The organism is Paenibacillus sp. J53TS2, from assembly GCF_018403305.1.
GTDB classification, from domain to species: Bacteria; Bacillota; Bacilli; order Paenibacillales; family Paenibacillaceae; genus Fontibacillus; species Fontibacillus rhizolycopersici.
Genome location: NZ_BOSK01000013.1, coordinates 1 through 19,731, shown reverse-complemented (window position 1 = coordinate 19,731; position 19,731 = coordinate 1). Strand labels below are relative to the sequence as shown.

At 49.5% G+C, this 19,731-nt stretch carries 19 protein-coding genes and 2 rRNA genes; 2 read left to right on the top strand and 19 right to left on the bottom strand.

Going from position 1 to position 19,731, the window contains the following annotated elements:
• Positions 1–9 precede the first annotated feature (9 nt).
• From KJS42_RS20595 to pxpB, 7 genes are all read right to left on the bottom strand, one after another.
• Positions 10–792: a LamB/YcsF family protein gene (locus KJS42_RS20595; RefSeq protein WP_193418557.1), complete on the bottom strand. Its 783-nt coding sequence runs from the start codon at positions 790–792 to the stop codon at positions 10–12.
• 131 nt (positions 793–923) lie between these two features.
• Positions 924–2,351, bottom strand: coding sequence for a UbiD family decarboxylase (locus tag KJS42_RS20590; RefSeq protein ID WP_213623983.1), 1,428 nt, complete (start codon positions 2,349–2,351; stop codon positions 924–926).
• A 93-nt stretch (positions 2,352–2,444) separates the two neighbouring features.
• On the bottom strand, positions 2,445–3,455 hold the full coding sequence (locus KJS42_RS20585) for an ABC transporter substrate-binding protein (RefSeq protein ID WP_213623982.1): 1,011 nt from the start codon (positions 3,453–3,455) through the stop codon (positions 2,445–2,447).
• Between the two features lie 92 nt (positions 3,456–3,547).
• Positions 3,548–4,354, bottom strand: a complete 807-nt coding sequence (locus tag KJS42_RS20580; RefSeq protein ID WP_155606061.1) for an ABC transporter permease — start codon at positions 4,352–4,354, stop codon at positions 3,548–3,550.
• Between the two features lie 18 nt (positions 4,355–4,372).
• A complete protein-coding gene (locus tag KJS42_RS20575; RefSeq protein ID WP_155606062.1) occupies positions 4,373–5,149 on the bottom strand; it encodes an ABC transporter ATP-binding protein in 777 nt (258 codons plus the stop codon).
• A 43-nt stretch (positions 5,150–5,192) separates the two neighbouring features.
• Positions 5,193–6,239, bottom strand: coding sequence for a 5-oxoprolinase subunit C family protein (locus KJS42_RS20570; RefSeq protein ID WP_193418563.1), 1,047 nt, complete (start codon positions 6,237–6,239; stop codon positions 5,193–5,195).
• A complete protein-coding gene (gene pxpB, locus KJS42_RS20565) occupies positions 6,236–6,988 on the bottom strand; it encodes a 5-oxoprolinase subunit PxpB (protein WP_193418565.1) in 753 nt (250 codons plus the stop codon). The genes KJS42_RS20570 and pxpB overlap by 4 nt, the downstream gene beginning before the upstream one ends.
• A 306-nt stretch (positions 6,989–7,294) precedes the next feature.
• Here pxpB and KJS42_RS20560 point away from each other — a divergent pair, with 306 nt between their 5' ends.
• Entirely contained in the window at positions 7,295–8,086 is a 792-nt protein-coding gene (locus KJS42_RS20560) for an IclR family transcriptional regulator (protein ID WP_244868564.1), read from the top strand.
• 58 nt (positions 8,087–8,144) lie between these two features.
• On the opposite strand, the gene KJS42_RS20555 is transcribed toward KJS42_RS20560, so the two are convergent.
• The 10 genes from KJS42_RS20555 to KJS42_RS20510 form a co-directional block, all read right to left on the bottom strand.
• Positions 8,145–9,197, bottom strand: coding sequence for a UDP-N-acetylmuramate dehydrogenase (locus tag KJS42_RS20555; RefSeq protein WP_193418567.1), 1,053 nt, complete (start codon positions 9,195–9,197; stop codon positions 8,145–8,147).
• A 51-nt stretch (positions 9,198–9,248) separates the two neighbouring features.
• On the bottom strand, positions 9,249–10,814 hold the full coding sequence (locus KJS42_RS20550) for a ClC family H(+)/Cl(-) exchange transporter (protein ID WP_193418569.1): 1,566 nt from the start codon (positions 10,812–10,814) through the stop codon (positions 9,249–9,251).
• Between the two features lie 172 nt (positions 10,815–10,986).
• Positions 10,987–11,706: a YebC/PmpR family DNA-binding transcriptional regulator gene (locus KJS42_RS20545; protein ID WP_155606067.1), complete on the bottom strand. Its 720-nt coding sequence runs from the start codon at positions 11,704–11,706 to the stop codon at positions 10,987–10,989.
• A gap of 196 nt (positions 11,707–11,902) precedes the next feature.
• Positions 11,903–12,319 carry a VOC family protein gene (locus KJS42_RS20540; protein ID WP_213623981.1) on the bottom strand — a complete coding sequence of 139 codons (417 nt, stop codon included), beginning with the start codon at positions 12,317–12,319 and terminating at the stop codon, positions 11,903–11,905.
• 66 nt (positions 12,320–12,385) lie between these two features.
• Positions 12,386–13,942: an ABC-F family ATP-binding cassette domain-containing protein gene (locus KJS42_RS20535; protein WP_213623980.1), complete on the bottom strand. Its 1,557-nt coding sequence runs from the start codon at positions 13,940–13,942 to the stop codon at positions 12,386–12,388.
• 178 nt (positions 13,943–14,120) lie between these two features.
• Positions 14,121–15,110: an aldo/keto reductase gene (locus tag KJS42_RS20530; RefSeq protein ID WP_213623979.1), complete on the bottom strand. Its 990-nt coding sequence runs from the start codon at positions 15,108–15,110 to the stop codon at positions 14,121–14,123.
• Positions 15,111–15,209: 99 nt separating this feature from the next.
• Positions 15,210–16,046, bottom strand: coding sequence for an AraC family transcriptional regulator (locus KJS42_RS20525; protein ID WP_213623978.1), 837 nt, complete (start codon positions 16,044–16,046; stop codon positions 15,210–15,212).
• Complete coding sequence (gene arsC / locus KJS42_RS20520) at positions 16,039–16,464, bottom strand: arsenate reductase (thioredoxin) (RefSeq protein WP_213623977.1); 426 nt, start codon at positions 16,462–16,464, stop codon at positions 16,039–16,041. Before arsC ends, KJS42_RS20525 begins: the two co-directional genes overlap by 8 nt.
• A 26-nt stretch (positions 16,465–16,490) precedes the next feature.
• Complete coding sequence (arsB, locus tag KJS42_RS20515) at positions 16,491–17,567, bottom strand: ACR3 family arsenite efflux transporter (RefSeq protein ID WP_155606072.1); 1,077 nt, start codon at positions 17,565–17,567, stop codon at positions 16,491–16,493.
• An 18-nt stretch (positions 17,568–17,585) separates the two neighbouring features.
• Positions 17,586–17,897: an ArsR/SmtB family transcription factor gene (locus KJS42_RS20510; protein ID WP_239484065.1), complete on the bottom strand. Its 312-nt coding sequence runs from the start codon at positions 17,895–17,897 to the stop codon at positions 17,586–17,588.
• A gap of 515 nt (positions 17,898–18,412) precedes the next feature.
• Between KJS42_RS20510 and KJS42_RS20505 the strand changes: the two genes are divergently transcribed.
• Positions 18,413–19,234, top strand: a complete 822-nt coding sequence (locus tag KJS42_RS20505; RefSeq protein ID WP_213623975.1) for an arsenite methyltransferase — start codon at positions 18,413–18,415, stop codon at positions 19,232–19,234.
• A gap of 127 nt (positions 19,235–19,361) precedes the next feature.
• Here KJS42_RS20505 and rrf read toward each other — a convergent pair.
• Together rrf and KJS42_RS20495 are read right to left on the bottom strand one after the other, a co-directional pair.
• Positions 19,362–19,478 (bottom strand): 5S ribosomal RNA (rrf, locus tag KJS42_RS20500).
• A gap of 130 nt (positions 19,479–19,608) precedes the next feature.
• Positions 19,609–19,731 (bottom strand): 23S ribosomal RNA (locus tag KJS42_RS20495); the annotation flags it as partial.

The window sequence follows — 19,731 nt, the reverse complement described above, 5'->3', positions numbered from 1 at the left end:
CTTTTGCGCTTATGCTTGTTGCCCCAGCGTGATCCCTGCCGATTGCACCGTAATCCCTGCAGCAGATAAGGAACTGCGGATCTTACCGGCAAACTCCAACGCATGGATGCCGTCACCGTGAATGCAAATCGTATCGGCTTGAATGGCTACATCGACGTTTTGCTGCGACAATACTTTACCTTCAGCGACCATACGGATCACCTGCTTCACCGATTGTTCTTCATCTGTGATTAAGGCGTCCGGTGAACGACGCGAGGTAAGCGAACCGTCAGATTGGTAGGTACGGTCGGAGAACACTTCGCTGGCCGTACGTAAACTTGCTTTCTTCCCGGCTTGGATCAACTCACTGCCCGCAAGGCCAAACAAAATCAACTCCGGATCTACTTTGTAGACCGCTTCAGCAATAGCCTCAGCCAAACCGGCGTTCCGAGCCGCCATATTATAAAGGGAACCATGCGCTTTCACGTGCTGCAGCTTCGCCCCTTGCGCGCGTACGAATCCCCATAGCGCACCGATCTGATAAACCACGATGTCGTAAGCCTCCTGTGGGGACAGGTCCATATCGCGACGCCCGAAGCCAACTAAATCCTGCAAGCCGGGATGCGCTCCCAGAGCGACCCCGTGATCCAAGGCCAACTTGACGGTTTGGCGCATCGTCGCTGGGTCACCCGCATGAAACCCGCAAGCGATGTTTGCCGAAGTCACGAATTTCAGAACCTCGCTGTCTCTGCCCAGCTTATAAGCGCCAAAGCTTTCCCCCATATCACAGTTCAAATCCACTACGTTATTCATGTTGATGCTCCTCTCACAAATAGTTCATGGCATAAATCATCATGGAAATGAAGAAACAAGCCAGCCTCAAGCGGCCCGTGGAAATTTTAAGATCCTTAGATCCGTCCCCGGCCGGTTGAGGCTAACATGCATTAAATTTGCCAATTGTTTTTCTCGTCCGAATTCAGCTCGCGGAGCGAAGCCAGATCGGCCAGTTCTACCTTATCCTTAGGAACGACGGCACGCTTTGGAAAGACGACCGGCGGCGCCGGTTTCGTGGCATCGACAATCACGGCGCTGGACATGCGCGGCGTATTTTTGCCTTCCGCATTGTACTCCCAGTTGGTCGGCAGCAATCCGCCCGGACCGTTCCAGCGCGGGATGACCAGCAAATCGCGTTCCGCATCGAACCGCGTACCAATCGCCCACGCCACCTCTTCTCCGTTAAAGACGTCGATGTCCTCATCCACGACCACGATATGACGCAAATTCTCTGGTTCGGTATTGAGTGCCGCAAAAGCCGCTTTTTTCACATCCGCATCCTTTTCCTTCTGAATCGAGAGATAACAGTTCATTCGGCTGTAAAAAGGAACGTTAACCGTTTTGAGACCCGGTACGATTTTCTTCACCGTTTGATAAATACTGCCCGACCGCGGAACCCCGCCCACAACTAAATGCTCCCGTCCGGAGGCGACAATATCCTGGAAGATGGCGTGATTCCGATAGGTGATGCGTTTGATGCGAATGGTCGGCACCGATCCTCCGCCGAGATAATGGCCTGGCCATTCCCCGAACGGCCCCTCGCTGTGGTCGTTATCCGGCAAAATTTCGCCTTCGAGGATGATCTCGGCATGTGCCGGCACGAGCAAATCGGAGGTATCCGCCTGCACGAGCTCCAGCGGTTCACCAATCAACGCGCCAGCCGCTTCATATTCGCCCCCGATGCCTTGAACCCGGGATACGGCGCCCATAATAAAGCCGGGATGATGTCCAAGAGCAATCGCAATGGGAGCCGGTTTACCTTGCTTTTTGTACTTCTTATAGATCAGTCCGCCATGGTGTGCGCCAAGGAACCAAACGCCCATATCACGCTCATTGAAGATTTGGTGACGATAAATTCCGGCATTAATCAACCCGGATTCGGGGTCGCGGATGATCATCACACCGGCCGATAAATACGGCCCGCCGTCCATCTCGTTGTGCACCGGGATCGGCAGTTTGGCCAGATCGACGTCCGCTTCTTCGATGACGTTCTCTTTGACTCTGGCAGCGGCGCGGTCCACGACCACCGGTTCAATTGGCTGCTGCAATTTCTCGCCGTATACCCGCGGAATGTCCTGTACCTCACATCCCAGATATAGAGCGATACGTTCGTAGGAGGTCAACAGATTGGAAACGCACGCCATCTGAGCTCCCTTCACCTTATTGAACAGCAAAGCGGGGTAATCGCCTTTCTCCGCCAGTGCCGCTGCATATGCGGTGATACCAAACCGCGGATCCACCTCCATGTCGACGAGCTTGATACTATTTGAATCGAATTGGTTCAATTGCCCGAGATAGGTTCTTAAATCTTTAGCCATGTGCGGATCGCCTTCTTTCCGTAGTATCGTCGGTCGTGAAATAAATCGGGCGAACCGAAAATCCACGCGATTCACCCGATCTATAGATCTAGCTTAAGGAAGTAATGAGAGGTCTACCGTATCGGCAAACGGAATTTCTTTTTCAAGGACGCCCGCTTCGATTTGGGTATTCGTTACGTTTTTCGCGCCCTCTTCGGATACCTTGAGTCCTGCCGGTACTTTTGCCAGTTGGTTTTTCACCGCGGTCTCCATGACATCGGCCGGAATTTGGTCAAACTCTTTCAGCATGGCTTCTACTGCGGAGGCCGGATCCTTCTGCACATGCTCGTTCACTTCATTGCTGACCTGAAGGAACCGCTTCATGGCATCCTGATTTTTGTCGACCCAATCCGTTTTTGCCATGACGGTAATCCCGGCAAAATCATACGGTGGATCGTACAGCACCCGATAATTTCCGGTCGCCACCATCTGGGAAATCGTCGGTTCGGAAACCATGCCGCCGGCAGCTTTGCCGCTTTCGATCGCTGCCAACATGGTAGCGCCGCTGCCGCCGTTGATGATTTGCACTTCTTTGTCCGCATCGATATTGGCGGTTTTCAAGCCTTCGCGCAGCCCGGTGTCGGACAAGCTGCCCACCTTGGTAACGGCCAACGTCGTTCCCTTCAAATCTTCAAGCGATTGGAACGGGGCATCCTTCTTCACAACCAGCGAATAGCCGACTCCATTGTAAATTTCGCCGTAGGCTTTAACGCCAAGACCGTTCTTTTGCTGTCTTAACACATGCTCGTAAGAACCCAATACGATGTCCAAGCTGCCGCCGACCAAGGCTTGCACCATATCGGCACCCGACGTAAAGCTTTGTTTTTCGATTGTAATTCCGGCTTTCTCATAGGAACCATCGTTAATGCCGATTTGTGCAATAATCGGAGTCATGCCGCCGCCGACCAGACCTACGCGGATCTTGACGTTTTCCGGCTGATTGGCGTTGCCGGCAGCACCACCATTATTTTCCGTTGGTGCGGCCGCATTGTTGTTTCCGCAAGCGCTGAGCAAAGCGATCGTCAGGACCAATAGCGAAGCCAGTATTGTTTTTGTTTTTTTCATAAGATTCCCCTCCTTGAATGGTTAGCTATCTTTCTAGCTTTATGGCTTCTCCGAATTTACTTCATCTCATTAAATAAATTGGAGTTCATCCCTTAACGATATTTCAGCAATCGCCGTTCGACTTGCACGATGATCTGTTCCAACACGACAGCGATGATCATGATGAGGACCAAGCCTGTAAAAATCCCCGTCGTATCCAGCATGTTGGACGAATACGTGATGTAATAGCCAAGCCCCCGGTTGGAACCAACCAACTCGGCGATAACGGACCCGATTAGAGCCATGCCGATGTTCAGACGCAAGCTCGTCAGAATCCATACGGTAATCGATGGCAGCACCACCCAGCGGAGCTTATGCGTCCATTTGGCTTTAAAGGTGCTCATCATATCCATCAAGTCTTTGTCGATGTTGCGCACGCCTTCGTAAGCATTGTAGAAAGCGACAAAGATGACCATCGCCACGACCATCAGAATTTTCGAGGTCATTCCGATCCCGAACCAGACGATAAACAAAGGAGCCAGCGATACCCGAGGTAAGCTGTACAAGGCCATAATGTAAGGGTAGACCCACTTTTGAAAAATACCGCTAAACGCGAGCAGAATCCCCAGCAACGTCCCTCCGAGCATCCCGATAATGAGACCGACGATGGATTCCTGAAGCGTGATGCTCATATGGAACCATAGATCCCCACTTGCGGTCATCTCAATGATTCGCTTCATGATCAAGGACGGCTTGCTCAGCCAAAAAGAATTAAACGCCGTGCCCGAGAGCAACTCCCATAATCCGATAAGAACGATAAATACGACCAATCTGCCGATCCACACGGCCGCGCTGCGATTCCCCCGCCCTGCCTTAGAGGAAGGAGAGCTGGCCGATGATGTCGTTGTTTTTGGTGCCATGGTGGTATCCTCCTCTCTCTATTCCCCGTCTGACATTTGGGCCCAAATTTCTTTCTGCAGCTCCTTAAACTGAGGATCGAAGCGGATGTCGTAAAAAGGACGCGGCCGCTCCAGATTCACTTTAAACTCTGCTTTGATCCGTCCCGGCCGGGAGGTCATCACGATGACCCGGTCGGAAAGCGCAATCGCCTCTTCGATATCGTGAGTGATGAACAGCACGCTTTTCCCGACATTTTCCCACAATTGCAAAAACTCTTCCCCGATCTTCACTCGGGTCTGGGCATCCAGCGGTCCAAATGGCTCGTCCATTAAATAAATCTCAGGGTCGTAAGCGAAGGTTCGCGCCAATGCGACCCGCTTGCGCATCCCGCCGGACAATTCTTTCGGATGGTAAGCGCCGAAACCTTCGAGTCCGACCATTTTCAGCAGCCGATTGGCTTCGGATAATTGCTCGTCTTTGGAAAGTGCCTTGATCTCCAGCGGGAGGCGGACATTGTCGATAACGCTTTTCCATGGGAGCAGTGCATCATTTTGAAATACCATTCCGACTTGGCTCGGCACGCCTTGGATTGCCTGACCATCCAGATAAGCACTCCCGGCGGCCGGCTTGAGCAGCCCGGAAACAACCTTCAGCAAGGTCGATTTGCCGCAACCGCTTGGGCCAACAACGGACACGAATTCGCCGTCCTCCACCTTGAGCTGGACATCCTCCAAAGCGACGGTGCGCTGACCCTTGGACTCATATTCCACACGCAAATCCCGAATCTCGAGTTTTGGATGGCTTTTGTTCTCCATAGTTAACTTCCTCCATACTGAATTTTCCAATCCTGCTGTCTGTTTATGCATGCCAGTCCAAGTCGCCCGATCCGAATTTACGTACGGAAGTCTCCAACTGATCCAGACCTTTCCGCAGCGTTTGAATCGCGTTTTCCCGGTTAATCAATTGCCGTTGCGCTTCTTGCAGGGTGACCTCCCGAAATCGAACCCGTGCACCTAAGTTGGTTTGGGCTAACAGCGGTAAATCCACGCTTGCGACTTGCGCAATTTTAGGATATCCTCCGGTTGTTTGGCGATCAGCCATCAAAATGATCGGGTTCCCATCAGGGGGTACCTGCACAGTTCCCATCGTCACGGCCGAGGAAATCATCTCTTTCGAATGATTCAACTGCAATGCTCGGCCTTTAAAACGGTAACCCATCCGGTCGGACTGCGGTAAAACCGCAAATTCCTCATGCCATAAATCGTGGTGGCTTTGTTCTTGAAACAACTCGTATTCCTCCCCAGGAATCAGCTGTACGATGGGATTCGCCGCATATTTGGGAAGCATCTCCGGAAATACGGCCCAACGGCTAACGGCGCCGGTTTCGTTGCTCGCCTCCCTGGCGAGTGAGCCAAACAAATGGGAGCCGCGCAAAGTCATTTCCCCCAACGTCAACCGATCGCCTGCAGTAAGTGCGCGACCCTCATAACCTCCGATGCCTGCCCTTAGATAAGTAGAACGGCTGTTCATACGAGCCGGAACATCGATCCCACCTCCTACTGCCAGGTAAGCGCGGCAGCCGAGTTTCATCGGACCAAATGTCAGCGAGCTGCCCTTAGGCACCAGCACCGTTCTCCACAACGGAATAGGCACCCCATTCAACTTGGGCGACAGATCGCCGCCGCAGAGCGAGATCAGTGCCGTTTGCTCGAATCGGATCACCGGACCCAGCAACGTGATTTCAAGTCCGGCCACCTCTTCCTCATTGCCGACCAACAAATTCGCAATACGTAATGCGAAGGCATCCATTGCTCCACTCACAATCACGCCGAATTTCTGGACGCCAAACCTTCCTAGATCCTGAACCGTGGTTAACAAGCCGGGTTTTTCGATCAAGAGGCTCATCGCACTTTCTCCTCCCATGCCTCAAATTGTTCACGGCTGATCGGATAGAAGCGGACAATATCTCCAGCTTGCAGTAAGGTTGGCGGCATTTGCTGCGGCTTGAATAACTCGATCGGAGTTTTGCCGATTAACTGCCAGCCTCCCGGGGTATCAATCGGATAAACGCCGGTCTGATCTCCGGCAATTCCGACGGTTCCGGCCGGAATAGACAAGCGGGGCGTTTCCCGCCGCGGGGTTGCGATCCGCTCGGACATCCCTCCTAAGTAAGCAAAACCGGGAGCAAACCCAAGCATATAAACCAGATAGTCCGCTGAACGATGAATCTCGACCACCTCTTGAGGCGTGAGTCCGTTGCTGGAGGCAACCGTTTCTAAATCCGGCCCGAAGTCCCCGCCATAACAGACGGGAATTTCAACGATTCTGGCTGGTGATGCATTAACGTCACGCAGTGTGAGAAGAAACTCAGACACGCTCGCCGCGGCCAGCTGGAACGGATTCACGATACGAACGTGATCCTCTTGTTCCACGGTTTCTGCAAGCAACTTCATCACGTCATAGTAAATCGTTACCGAAGTAAATGTCGGAACCACCTCGACCATCCAAGAAAAAGGATGCTGATCCAGATGTTCTGCCAACTGTCTGACCTTGAGATGAGTGTCTTTAAGAATCGAATCACCGAACTTCACGATCAACGCCGAATCTCCGAGTGGAGTGATGGGAATTTCTTCGGGTGACTGCGAGTAAGTCATGTTCGTCCTCCCATCCGAATTTCGGACTTTAAATCCCGAATTGCGAAACTTTTACTTAAAATCATTGTTAGGTAGAATTCCATAAAAATCAAGATTTTTTCATTAAAAAATTGAATCGATTTTCGTTGAGGTTCCGAATTTCGGAACGCAGTTACCGAATTTCGAATGCCCATATATACGATCATTATAGTAGGAATTAGACAAAAATCAAGCATAAATTTCCGTAACCGTTTGCTGGTTTTCAACTTTCTTCCATTCGTTGTATACTAATACAGAATGAACTAGAGGCCATGCAGGAGGCATAACGTGCAAACCACCAATAAACACAAGAACAAAACCGTGGTCAGGTCAATGGATCTACTCCAATTATTCCTGACCTATCCTAAGCTGAATATCAGCGAGATGGCCAAGTTATCGGGAATTCCTAAAACTTCGGTTCTACGTATGATCGGCTCCTTGGAAGAGATGGGGTTCTTAAAAAAAGATACGGAAGGCTCTTACTCCCTAGGATTACTCTTTCTTCAATACGGCAATCTGGTCGCGGAACGTTTGGACATCCGACATGTCGCATTGCCTGTCATGCAGCAGTTACGGGACGAGATCCAGGAGGCCATCCATTTGGTGCTGCGCGACGGCGACGAATGTATTTATATTGAAAAACTGGATACGGATCACCCCGTGCGACTGTTTACCAAAATCGGCCGAAAAGCCCCATTGTACGCCGGAGCGTCATCACGTATTATTTTAGCTTTTATGCCTGAGGCAGAGCGCGAGGAGTACCTGGATGCCACTGAGTTGCAACTCATCGCCACCGGCACGATCACTGACAAAACCAAGCTGCGCAAGATCCTGGAACGTTCTCGGCAGGATGGTTACTGCTTCAGTCGGTCCGAATTGGAGAACTACACTGCCGAGTTAAGTGCACCGATCTTCGATCATACCGGGCAAATCATTGCAGCACTCAGCGCTGCCGGGTTAGAGGTTCAGTTCGAGGAGGGGCGCATCGCCGAGCTCGTGAAGGACGTGCAGCAAGCAGCCAACGAAATCTCCCGGAGATTAGGTTATACTAATCAAATCCCGGTAGCGGTAACCTTATAAATCCCAATAAGCTTAAACAAGCCCGTCCCGGCAACTGCCGGAGACGGGCTTTGAAGTTTTAACGCCGGTACGAAGAAGACTTCCCTTCGATAACGACAACTTCCGGCTCAGGAACAAAACCATAATGTCGATCAAAGGCATCCTGTACGTGATGAATTAACTCGATCACGTCCGCTGCTTTCGCCCCTCCTATATTTTGAATCACATTGCCGTGAACGGGCGAAATTCGGGCATTGCCCCGTTGAACACCTCTCAAATGAAGTCGGTCTGCCAGTTTGCCGATCGGCTCGCCAACGGTATAATCGTTTTTGAACACCGACCCGCAGGAAGGATAAGTAAAATGCATTTTCCCTACACGATCCTGTACGACCTTTCGCAACGGGGCTAATGCCGAGTCTTCTCCCTTTTCCCCTTCTTTATCTTCCAACCAACCGATGAAGTGCAAAGCAAATTCAGGTAACCGAGTGGGTGGAAGCTTCCCTTCCCGAAGAGCAATCCATTCCGGTAACGCCAACAACGACACAGCTTCTCGGCTAATCGAGCTCAACTTAAACTCCGCTCCGACGATCAACCAGTTGCTGGAGTTGTCTTGAAATACGGATTGTTTATACCCAAATCCGCAGGCTTCCCGCCCTAGGGTTTGGATCCCGCTCGGCCGCTGTAAATCAACATAATGAACGTTGACCAACGTATCGCTGATATGGCGGTCAAAGTACTTGGCATTCATGTAAACTCCGCCGCCAACCGTTCCCGGCAGCAAAAAGGCAAAATCAAAATCGGAAATCCCCAGTCCATATCCAATCACGGCCAACATCGACATCGGCATTCCCGACGAAACAACCAATCGGTCCCCCTCGAGCTTGAAATCTACCATTTCCCGAGTCGTGAGAAATAAGGCATCGGGGTCAGGCCGATCGGGAAACAGCATATTTGAGCCCCCGCCAAAAAAAGTCGGCTCTATACCGCGGCGATACGCCTGCTCAAGCAGCTCCCGTAGTTGTTCTTGCGATCGAGGCGTTCCAACGAAGCGGGCCTCTCCCCCGATTTCATAGGTCGAGTAACGGGACAAGGCTTGCTCCGTCCGCAGTCCGGTTAAATTCCAGCTTGTCATAATAAGCACCTTCCTAACAATTTCCTATTCTATAATGTAATTTTAAGGAGCTTAGAAGACGGTTGAAACGGACACCTGATGCAACCTTTGCCGAACCGTCGAGGCGTACTTATCATCCGTTAATACCGTTAAATAATCTCCAGCTTGTATAGTAATATCCCCAGCGGGTATCAATTCCTGAGAACCTCTCTTTACGGAAACAATGAGGCAATGGCCGGGCCAATGGAATTCCTTAATTTGTAGTCCATCCAACGATGAACCTTTATGAATAGGAAATTCCATAATGATTTTCTCCGATGGTGTTCTGTCTTCTTCCCTTCTATCCTGACGTAGAAACCGACTGAGCAATACCTCATAAATGGGGTGCGAACGAAACATTTCCGCCGTCATATAAGCAACAAGACATACCACGCCTGTCGAAAGCAGATTGGTAAAGGAACCTGTCATCTCCGTAATTAGGATAATACCGGTGATGGGTGCCCTCACGCTGGCCGTAAAATAGCCAGCCATGGCCAGGATTAGAAACCCGCTTTCACTAAGAGCCCCTCCGGTTATTCCATTCACAGCTTTGCAGTACAGCACGCCGATCATCCCGCCAATGACCAGCATTGGTAGAAAAATGCCTCCAGGAGCCGAAGAGCCATAACTAAACATGGTAAATAGAAATTTCACAACAAAGATGATGATCAAAAACCGAAGTGGGAAGTTGCCAGAGATCATCTCATTGACCAGATGATTCCCACCCCCAAGAACCTGTGGCAGGCTTAAGCCAAGTACACCGGAGATGAGAAAGGGGAGTATAGGACGATATTCAGCCGGTACACGATTCATTTTTCGATATAAATCCTGAAAAACGTAGATTGCTTTGTTAAACCCCATCCCTGCGATTCCCACAACAAAACCCAATAGGATTAGGTGAAGATACTGATTAAGCGGCAGAGTGCTAATCGACGAAAAATGGAAGATTGGATTTAAACCAAAAAACTCCTTGGATACAAAATCAGCAACCAGCGAGGAGCCTAACGCAGCGATCATAATTAAAGGAGAAAAATTCATATGGACTTCTTCCAAGGCAAAAATGACCCCAGCGATCGGAGCGTTAAAAGCCGCGGCTAGCCCTGCGCTTGCCCCGCAAGTTATCAGCATATGTGTTTCGGTTTTCGAACGACGCAGCCATTCGCTAATTCCCTGTCCGACACTAGCCCCGATTTGGATCGAAGGACCCTCTCTGCCCAGGGACAAACCAGTACCGATGCTTAGCGTCCCCCCAAGAAATTTTGCTAATAACGTTTTCCACCAGTTCATTTGCAGCTTGTTCTGCAAAATTCCTTTCACTTGCGGGATACCGCTGCCGGAAATCATCGGCTGCATGTTTACTAGCTTTCCCGTCAACCAACCAGCCCCTATCAGAAATAAGGCCCAAACAGGAATCAGCAACAGATGATGATTGAGAAAATCGTACAAACCCAAAATAAGTTCCAAAGTTTTCTCAAGTACATAACGGTACAATACAACGACGATTCCTGCTGCTAGCCCCACCGCGATTCCGCCAGCAAGCAGGCGAAACTTAAAATTAAACCAAACGGACAAGATACGACTCGTTTCATTTTCTTGCAAAGTACAAACCTTCTTTGTTGAATTCATTTACTTCTTTATATATGTTAATAATACACAGAGTATTGCATCAAGTTAGCCGAATAAAGGTTGCAAATACGCGAATGAATGCCGAAGTATCAAACATAAGGGCTGAAAGGATTTCATCCTATTCAGCCCCTTTGTCCATATTCAATTACTCAGCAAATTCCACGTTATGATACACTTGCTGCACGTCTTCTAAGTCCTCCAGCGCGTCAATCAGTTTCTCAAATTGCGCTTCGGCATCCGCCGGTAGAGTAACGTAGTTTTGCGCCAGCATGGTCAATTCCGCAACCGTAAACTCCGTGATTCCGGCGTTTTTGAGCGCTTCCTGAACGGAATGGAATTGATCCGGCTCGGCATAAACGATGACCGCCTCGTCCTCCTCGACGATATCACGCACCTCGAGATCGGCTTCCATCAGGATTTCAAACACTTCATCGATGGTCTTGCCTTCCATCCCGATGACCGCTGTCGCGTCAAACATATAAGAAACCGATCCGCTTACGCCCATGTTCCCGCCATTCTTGTTGAAAGCGGAACGTACTTCCGGTGCGGTACGGTTCACGTTATTCGTCAATGTATCTACAATCACCATGGAGCCGTTCGGCCCAAAGCCTTCGTAACGCAACTCCTGGTATACTTCGTCCGAACTGCCCTTGGCCTTATCGAGGGCGCGGTCAATGATCGCCTTAGGTACATTGTACGTTTTTGCCCGTTCCAGAACGACCTTCAAAGCGCGGTTCGATTCCGGATCCGGTTCGCCTTTCTTGGCGGCAACATAAATTTCGACGCCGAATTTCGCGTAGATCCGGCTGGTATTGGCGTCTTTCGAAGCTTTCTTCTCTTTAATATTGTTCCATTTGCGGCCCATACTGTTCCCACTTTCTTAATAATCTACCTAACTATTATAACCAACAACTGATTTCGCGGCAATGAATGACAGAGTCCCTTTCCCAGTTACCCATTGAGCGCCTTTTCACCCTTCTAAATCAGATCGGCCGCCCACAACAAAAATGCCCTATGAATTGACATAGGACATTTTTATTACTAGTTTATACGTCTGCGTTTTACTCCGAAGGCACTGCACTTGCATCCATATACACAATTTCCCACAAATGACCGTCAGGATCTTGAAAGCTCCAAGTATACATAAACCCATGGTCTACCGGATCGCTGTAAGGTTTGCCGCCGGAGGCGAGCGCTTTATTCACAATATCATCCACCTGATTCCGGCTATCAGCCGACAATGCGACGATAACCTCAGAATGGCCCGAGGTGTCCGGGATCTCTTTCTTAGTAAACGATTTAAAGTATTCTTCGGTCAGCAGCATGGCGAAGATATTCTCGCCAATTACCAGGCAAGCCGCTTTCTCATCGGTAAATTGCGGGTTGAATTCAAATCCGAGTGCTTGAAAGAAATTCATGGATCTCTGCAAATCTTTGATGGGGAGGTTAACAAAAATATTGCTCAAGGTCACTGCCATCGGATCACCCCTATTTCAAATTTAAAACAATTATACCTGATGAAACCAGAGATTACTAGACGAGCGCTACAGCATTTTCGTCGTCCACGATTCGCAGTTCCACGTCTCTGTGACGACATCGCGATAGAATTCCGGTTCGTGAGAAATCAACAGAATACTGCCCTTGTAGGCTTGCAAGGCACGTTTCAGCTCATCCTTTGCATCAACGTCCAAATGGTTCGTAGGTTCGTCGAGCACCAGCAGATTGGTTTCCCGGTTAATCAGTTTGCATAACCGAACCTTTGCTTTCTCGCCGCCACTCAGCACGGCAACCTTGCTCTCGATATGTTTGGTTGTCAGACCGCATTTGGCTAAGGCTGCACGTACCTCGAACTGCGTATACGAAGGGAACTCGTTCCAGATTTCCTCGATACATGTATTGTAGTTGGCGTCCTTCATTTCCTGCTCGAAGTAGCCGATCTCCAGTAAATCGCCGAGGCGTGCCGAGCCGGAGATCGCCGGGATTTGACCCAGGATGCTGCGCAGGAGCGTCGTTTTCCCGATCCCGTTTGCACCGACAAGGGCGATTTTTTGCCCGCGTTCCATCCGCAGATTGAGCGGTCTCGATAACGGTGAATCGTACCCGATCACCAGATCCGTTGTCTCAAAGATCAGCTTGCCGGATGTCCGGGCATCTTTGAAGTTAAATTGTGGTTTCGGCTTCTCCTTTGCCAGCTCGATGATATCCATCTTGTCGAGCTTCTTCTGCCGCGACATCGCCATGTTGCGTGTCGCCACGCTGGCTTTGTTGCGCGCCACAAAGTCCTTAAGGTCAGCGATCTCTTGCTGCTGACGTTTGTAGGCGGACTCCAACTGTAGCTTTTTCGCCTCGTACACCTGCAGAAAATTATCATAGTCGCCAACGTAGCGGTTCAGCTCTTGATTTTCCATATGGTAAATCAAGTTAATGACGCTATTCAGGAACGGGATGTCGTGCGAAATCAGGATAAATGCGTTCTCATATTCCTGTAAATATCGCTTTAACCATTCGATATGTTGTTCATCCAAATAGTTGGTTGGCTCGTCAAGCAACAGAATGTCAGGCTTCTCAAGCAGAAGCTTGGCCAGCAGCACTTTGGTCCGCTGCCCCCCGCTGAGGTCATTGACATCCTTATCGAGTCCGATATCGGTTAATCCCAAGCCACGGGCCGTTTCATCGATCTTCGCATCGATCAGGTAAAAGTCCTGATTCGTGAGCGTATCCTGTATCGTGCCCACGTCTTCGAGCAACTGCTCCAGTTCTTCCGGCGACACCTCGCCCATTTTGCCATACATATCGTTCATTTCCTGTTCCAAGTCAAACAGGTATTGGAAGGCTCCGCGCAGCACGTCGCGGATTGTCATCCCTTTCTCCAACACCGCATGTTGGTCCAGATAACCGACACGCGTGCGTCTAGCCCATTCGACTTTGCCTTCGTCTGGCTGCAGCTTCCCCGTAATAATGTTCATGAACGTCGATTTGCCCTCGCCATTGGCTCCGACTAGTCCGATATGCTCACCTTTCAACAGGCGGAAGGACACGTCATTAAAGATGGCCCGATCCCCAAAACCGTGACTTAACCGTTCTACGTTTAAAATACTCATTGAATTTTAACACCTTTTCTATAGGAAATATGGTTGGTAACTCTCGATTTAAGCAAAAAGGGTACACTCGACATATTATACTGGTTAATCGGGGTAAAGCTCAATACGGCGGGGAAATTTAGTAGAAAAAAGCGCCGTCCCGAATCTCCTTCGGGCGACGCTTGTGTGCTGATATTTCTTAAAACCCTAAAATCTCGTCAATTCGGCGAAGCTCCTCCGACGTAAACGTCGGATGGGTCAAAGCGCCAACCGCATCTTCGATTTGGCTCACCTTGCTGGCGCCAATCAGTGCGGAGGTCACTCTACCTCCACGCAACACCCAACTCAAGGCCATCTGCGATAGCTTCTGTCCTCTTGTAGCTGCCAATTCATTCAACTGCTTGATTTTCGTGATCCGTTCCTCATTCAAGTCCTCCGGACGAAGGAATACACTAGGTCCGGCAGCACGGGAGTCCGGTGCAATTCCGTTCAAATAACGGTCGGTCAGAATACCTTTCTCGAGTGGGGAGAACACGATCGAGCCGATGCCTTCTTCCTCCAGTACATCCTGCAGCCCCTCCTCGATCCAGCGGTTCATCATCGAATAGTTTGGCTGATGGATGACGGCTGGTGTACCCAATTGTTTCAGGATCCGTGACGCCTCCCGCGTCTCTTCCGGACGATAGTTGGACAGTCCGACATATAGCGCTTTCCCTTGGCGTACGATGAGGTCGAGTGCGGCCATCGTTTCTTCCAGCGGCGTGTTTGGATCCGGACGATGATGGTAGAAAATATCAACATATTCCAGTCCCATCCGCTTCAAGCTTTGATCCAGGCTTGAGACCAGATATTTTTTCGAACCCCATTCTCCATAGGGTCCTGGCCACATGTAATAACCCGCTTTGGTAGAAATGATCATCTCGTCGCGATAGGGACGAAGATCCTCGCGAAGCACCCGTCCAAACGTTTCCTCGGCAGAGCCTGCCGGCGGTCCATAATTGTTGGCCAGATCGAAATGCGTGATCCCTAAATCGAATGCTCGGTGCAGCATGGCACGCCCATTCTCGAGCACATCGATCCCGCCGAAATTATGCCATAGGCCGAGTGAGACGGCTGGTAACTTCAATCCGCTCCGTCCCGAACAGTTATATGTCATCGTTTCGTATCTGTTGTCAGCTGCTTGATACATGAATGTTTGTCCTCCTTTAGTGTTTTATATGTTCAATATAATACACCGGGAGCGGCACACCTATATCAACACGGATGATTCCTATGGCATAATGTCTGATTATTGGAATTTCCCACGATAGTCGGTAGGTGAGACACCCCTCTTTTTCTTGAACATTTTGGAGAATAGCAAAGCATCTTGATATCCGACCGAGCGCGCAACTTCGGCGATTGAATAGTGGGCCTTCTCCAGTAAAAAGCAGGCCTTCTCCATCCGGTAATTCAACAGATATTGCTGCGGCGGCATTCCTGTAACCTGCTTAAACAGTGACGATAAATATTTCCGGTCTAGCCCTACGATCGCGGCTAACTGGCCAACGGTAATCTCTTCGCTATAATGACTATGCAGGAAATCAAGGCAGTGATGGATATACGCATCTTTTGCTTGTGTGCTTGCAGCGTTAGAACTTCCGGATGCAGGGACAAGCTCCACTAACAACGTTAAAAATTCGTGCAGCAACGCTTGAAGGCGTAAATCGCGGGTGGCGGCTGTATCCTCCGCATCCCCCAGCAAATCGTATAATTGAGGCATCAATCGTGTGTCCATTGGAAACACGGGGAATGCCGGACTTAACCGGGTTCGGTCTAAAACTTCCGTCACTTGATCTCCACGGAAGCCGATCCAGGAATACGTCCAGGGGTCACTTTCATCGGCTTGATAGAATATAACCCGCTCGGGATACGCGATAAACGCCTGTCCTCCGGTCAACTCGTAGGTTTCACCCTCAACCTTTACAATCCCCCGTCCCGAATGGATAAAGTGGATTTTATAGATGTCACGGACACCTGGACCAAAGGAATGAAGTGGAGCACACTTTTCTTTTCCCCAATAACACAAATATAAATCCGGCGATTCGCGAAACGGCCGGTCTGGATTATAATGAAATATCCTATTCATTCGCTTCTTCAGCTGCAAAACGCTGAATCCGCTCGCCAATTTGATCACGGACGCGCTGGAATACCGCCCACTTCGCTTCATCTGTTCCCGTGGCTTTCGCCGGATCGTCAAATCCCCAGTGCTCGCGGCGAACCTGAGGCGGTGTCATCGGACAGCGGTCCGCAGCGTCTCCACACAGCGTGACGACCATATCCGCATGGTTCAAGCGTTCCATATCGATTAGATCCGAAGTTTGCTCCGAGATATCAATACCAACCTCGGTCATAGCCTTAACCGCATTCGGATTCAAACCATGCGCCTCGATTCCGGCGCTATAAACCTCCCAACCTTCCGGTAAATAATTCTTCGCCCAACCTTCGGCCATTTGACTTCGACAGGAATTACCGGTACACAAGAAATAAATCGTTTTTTTCTCCATTGAATCAGAACATCTCCTTTAGCATCTTAATTAGGTTTAGCCGAGAACGAATCGAAATGCTTCCGTTTGAAACGCAAAGCAACATTCACTAACGCTATCAATACAGGCACTTCCACAAGCGGCCCGATGACCGCTGCAAATGCAACACCGGAATCAATACCGAAAACGCCGATGGCCACGGCAATGGCTAGCTCGAAATTGTTGCTCGCCGCCGTGAAAGACAACGAAGTGGCAACGGGGTAAGTCGTACCCGCTTTTTTGGACAGAAAGAACGACAAAAGGAACATGACCACGAAATAAATGATCATTGGGATGGCAATGCGAACCACGTCTAAAGGCAGTTTCATCATCAGATCGGCCTTCAATGAGAACATCAGCACAATCGTGAATAATAAGGCAATGAGGGCTAACGGGCTGATTCTGGGCACAAACTCCTGTTCATATTTCTCCTTTCCTTTCCAGCGAATCCCTACAACCCGAGACAACAGCCCGGCCGCAAACGGAATTCCTAGATAAATCAATACGCTACGAGCAATCTCTCCCATTGACACATCCACTCGGGCGCCTTGAATACCAAACCATTCGGGGAGAACCGTAATAAATACGTAAGAGAATACCGAGTAAAACAAAATTTGAAAAATCGAGTTAAACGCGACCAATCCAGCGGTATATTCCGGGTCGCCTTTAGCTAAATCGCTCCATACTAGTACCATCGCGATACATCTAGCCAGGCCAATCATGATTAAGCCCACCATATACTCCGGCATGTCACTAAGCAGCAGAATCGCCAAGAGGAACATCAGGATTGGTCCGATAACCCAGTTTTGCAGTAAGGAAAGGAGTAACACCTTCCCATCCTTAAAGACGCGGCCCAATTTCTCGTATTTCACCTTAGCCAATGGAGGATACATCATGACGATCAGCCCGATGGCGATCGGGATCGAGGTTGTTCCCACTTGCAAGCGAGAAAGATACTCAGAAAAACTCGGTACAAATCTTCCAAGCAGAAGCCCCATGGCCATCGAAGCAAATATCCATATCGTCAAGTATCGATCAAGAAAAGATAATCTTCGTGTTTGTTTGCCTGACAAACTTCTCACCATCCTTGTATCATTGGTAAACTAATCATCGCAAGAGGATGCCGATTCACAATCCAATAACTGCTTCACCTTCGATGCCTGGGATGGCAGGTGCTTAAGCAGTTCTTCGACGTACGGCTTCTCCGTTAATCTTAGGGAGTAGTAGGTCCACTTTCCGCGGCGAACTTCCGTGACCAATCCTCCTGCCTTCATTTTTCGCAAATGTTGGCTGACGCTGGGCTGCGACATTTGAATTAAATCAACTATATTACAGACGCAAAGCTCACGTTCCTTCAGAAATGCCATAATCGTTAGTCTAGTTTTATCGCCAAGCAACTTAAATGTCTCAGCCATATCATCGATCGTTTTATCCGCATCCACTAGAATGCACCTCCTCTTATTCATGTTGATGATCCTTATTCAATCTTAATCGTATATAATTATATAATCAATTGCTTATTTGTTTAGTATCACAAAATATTATTTGCATTTTGCAAGTTAACGGAGTATAACTATAACAAGGCAGGATTTGGATAAACAAAGCGACAATGTTTTAACAAAGGTGTGAATGTCGTTATTGTTTGATCAACCTCCCCATCCATACGGATATTCATGTAAACTTTTACTTGCAAATATCAAATTAGAAGTGAGGGATGACCGTGTTGAGTGAAGTGTATACCGCTGAAGTGTTAATGAAATTACAAGCGTCAGAGCTCCAAAGGATAAATCGTGAAGCCTGGATGTGGATTACACCAAAACCACCGAAGAAGCGCTTGATCGCCCGAATCACCGAATTTTTGCATCTTCGTCCGGTACCAACCGATTCTTGCTGTACCGTTTGCTGCTAGTTAACCTAAGGAGGAATAACAATGACCAAATTAACCCATGACGAAATCCGTCAAAACGTCCGCCAGCGTTATCGGCAAGTTGCGGTTCAGCAAGTATCCGAGCCCAGCACCACTGAATCGAGCTGCTGTTCTCCGAATACCGCCGGCTGTTGTAGTACCCCTACCGATTTCAAAGATATCTCGGCCAGTTTGGGTTATTCCGGCGAGGAATTAAACGCCGTACCCGATGGCGCCAATTTAGGTCTTGGTTGCGGAAATCCGCAAGCGATCGCTCAACTAACTCCGGGAGAGGTCGTCCTTGATTTGGGGAGCGGCGGTGGTTTCGATTGTTTTCTCGCCTCGCGGCAAGTCGGAGAGTCGGGAAAGGTCATCGGTGTGGATATGACACCGGAAATGGTAAGCCGTGCCCGCCAAAACGCGCTTAAAGGCGGGTTTGCGAATGTGGACTTCCGGTTAGGCGAAATTGAAAACTTACCGGTTGCCGATCAAACCGTCAATGTGATCATCTCCAACTGCGTCATTAACCTCTCCCCCGACAAAGAACAGGTCTTCCGGGAAGCCTATCGGGTGCTGCTCCCTGGCGGGCGTCTCGCCATCTCGGATGTCGTTACGACAGCGGAACTACCTCCCGAGATCAAGAATGATCTCGAAGATCTGTATGCCGGGTGTATATCCGGCGCTTCCTCAATCCCGGAACTGGAGAAGATGCTAGTCCAATGCGGCTTCACCAACATCAGCATCCAACCAAAGGACAATTCAAAAACCTTCATCAAAAAGTGGGTGCCTGGGGTGAAACTTGAGGATTATCTCGTCTCCGCGGTCATTCAAGCGGTGAAAGACTAAGGATGAACCGGTCAAAGTTGACATAATTTTTCTTACGTAAATATCCCTCGTTTTAATTGCTTCAGTGCGTTTATTTACAAATCCAAAAAGAGCACTACCGAATGAACGGTAGTGCTCTTTTGGGATTGCTTGGCGGCGTCCTACTCTCCCAGGACCCTTCGGTCCAAGTACCATCGGCGCTGGAGGGCTTAACGGTCGTGTTCGGGATGGGTACGCGTGGAACCCCTCCGCCATCGCCACCAAACGGTTCAAGGTTTAATCCTTGAAAACTGGATACGAAACGTATTTGCGTGTTAGCCCCTAATGTTCCCGGGGTCCCCGAAAAGTAATCGGAATTACCTTCGAAGCCTCGCTTCACTTTTTGGGGTGTTTTTTTGGATAAGCCCTCGACCGATTAGTACCTGTCAGCTCCATACATTGCTGCACTTCCACCTCAGGCCTATCAACCTCGTCGTCTTCAAGGGGTCTTACTAATTGGGAAATCTCATCTTGAGGGG

Coding starts and splice junctions, on each gene's coding strand:
- KJS42_RS20540 (WP_213623981.1), bottom strand. CDS start 12,319: ATGGCAGTGACCTTGAGCAATATTTTTGTTAACCTCCCCATCAAAGAT.
- KJS42_RS20555 (WP_193418567.1), bottom strand. CDS start 9,197: ATGACAAGCTGGAATTTAACCGGACTGCGGACGGAGCAAGCCTTGTCC.
- arsC (WP_213623977.1), bottom strand. CDS start 16,464: ATGGAGAAAAAAACGATTTATTTCTTGTGTACCGGTAATTCCTGTCGA.
- KJS42_RS20570 (WP_193418563.1), bottom strand. CDS start 6,239: ATGAGCCTCTTGATCGAAAAACCCGGCTTGTTAACCACGGTTCAGGAT.
- KJS42_RS20545 (WP_155606067.1), bottom strand. CDS start 11,706: ATGGGCCGCAAATGGAACAATATTAAAGAGAAGAAAGCTTCGAAAGAC.
- KJS42_RS20590 (WP_213623983.1), bottom strand. CDS start 2,351: ATGGCTAAAGATTTAAGAACCTATCTCGGGCAATTGAACCAATTCGAT.
- KJS42_RS20525 (WP_213623978.1), bottom strand. CDS start 16,046: ATGAATAGGATATTTCATTATAATCCAGACCGGCCGTTTCGCGAATCG.
- pxpB (WP_193418565.1), bottom strand. CDS start 6,988: ATGACTTACTCGCAGTCACCCGAAGAAATTCCCATCACTCCACTCGGA.
- KJS42_RS20575 (WP_155606062.1), bottom strand. CDS start 5,149: ATGGAGAACAAAAGCCATCCAAAACTCGAGATTCGGGATTTGCGTGTG.
- KJS42_RS20510 (WP_239484065.1), bottom strand. CDS start 17,897: ATGGCTGAGACATTTAAGTTGCTTGGCGATAAAACTAGACTAACGATT.
- KJS42_RS20530 (WP_213623979.1), bottom strand. CDS start 15,110: ATGTATCAAGCAGCTGACAACAGATACGAAACGATGACATATAACTGT.
- KJS42_RS20595 (WP_193418557.1), bottom strand. CDS start 792: ATGAATAACGTAGTGGATTTGAACTGTGATATGGGGGAAAGCTTTGGC.
- KJS42_RS20585 (WP_213623982.1), bottom strand. CDS start 3,455: ATGAAAAAAACAAAAACAATACTGGCTTCGCTATTGGTCCTGACGATC.
- arsB (WP_155606072.1), bottom strand. CDS start 17,567: ATGGTGAGAAGTTTGTCAGGCAAACAAACACGAAGATTATCTTTTCTT.
- KJS42_RS20580 (WP_155606061.1), bottom strand. CDS start 4,354: ATGGCACCAAAAACAACGACATCATCGGCCAGCTCTCCTTCCTCTAAG.
- KJS42_RS20505 (WP_213623975.1), top strand. CDS start 18,413: ATGACCAAATTAACCCATGACGAAATCCGTCAAAACGTCCGCCAGCGT.
- KJS42_RS20535 (WP_213623980.1), bottom strand. CDS start 13,942: ATGAGTATTTTAAACGTAGAACGGTTAAGTCACGGTTTTGGGGATCGG.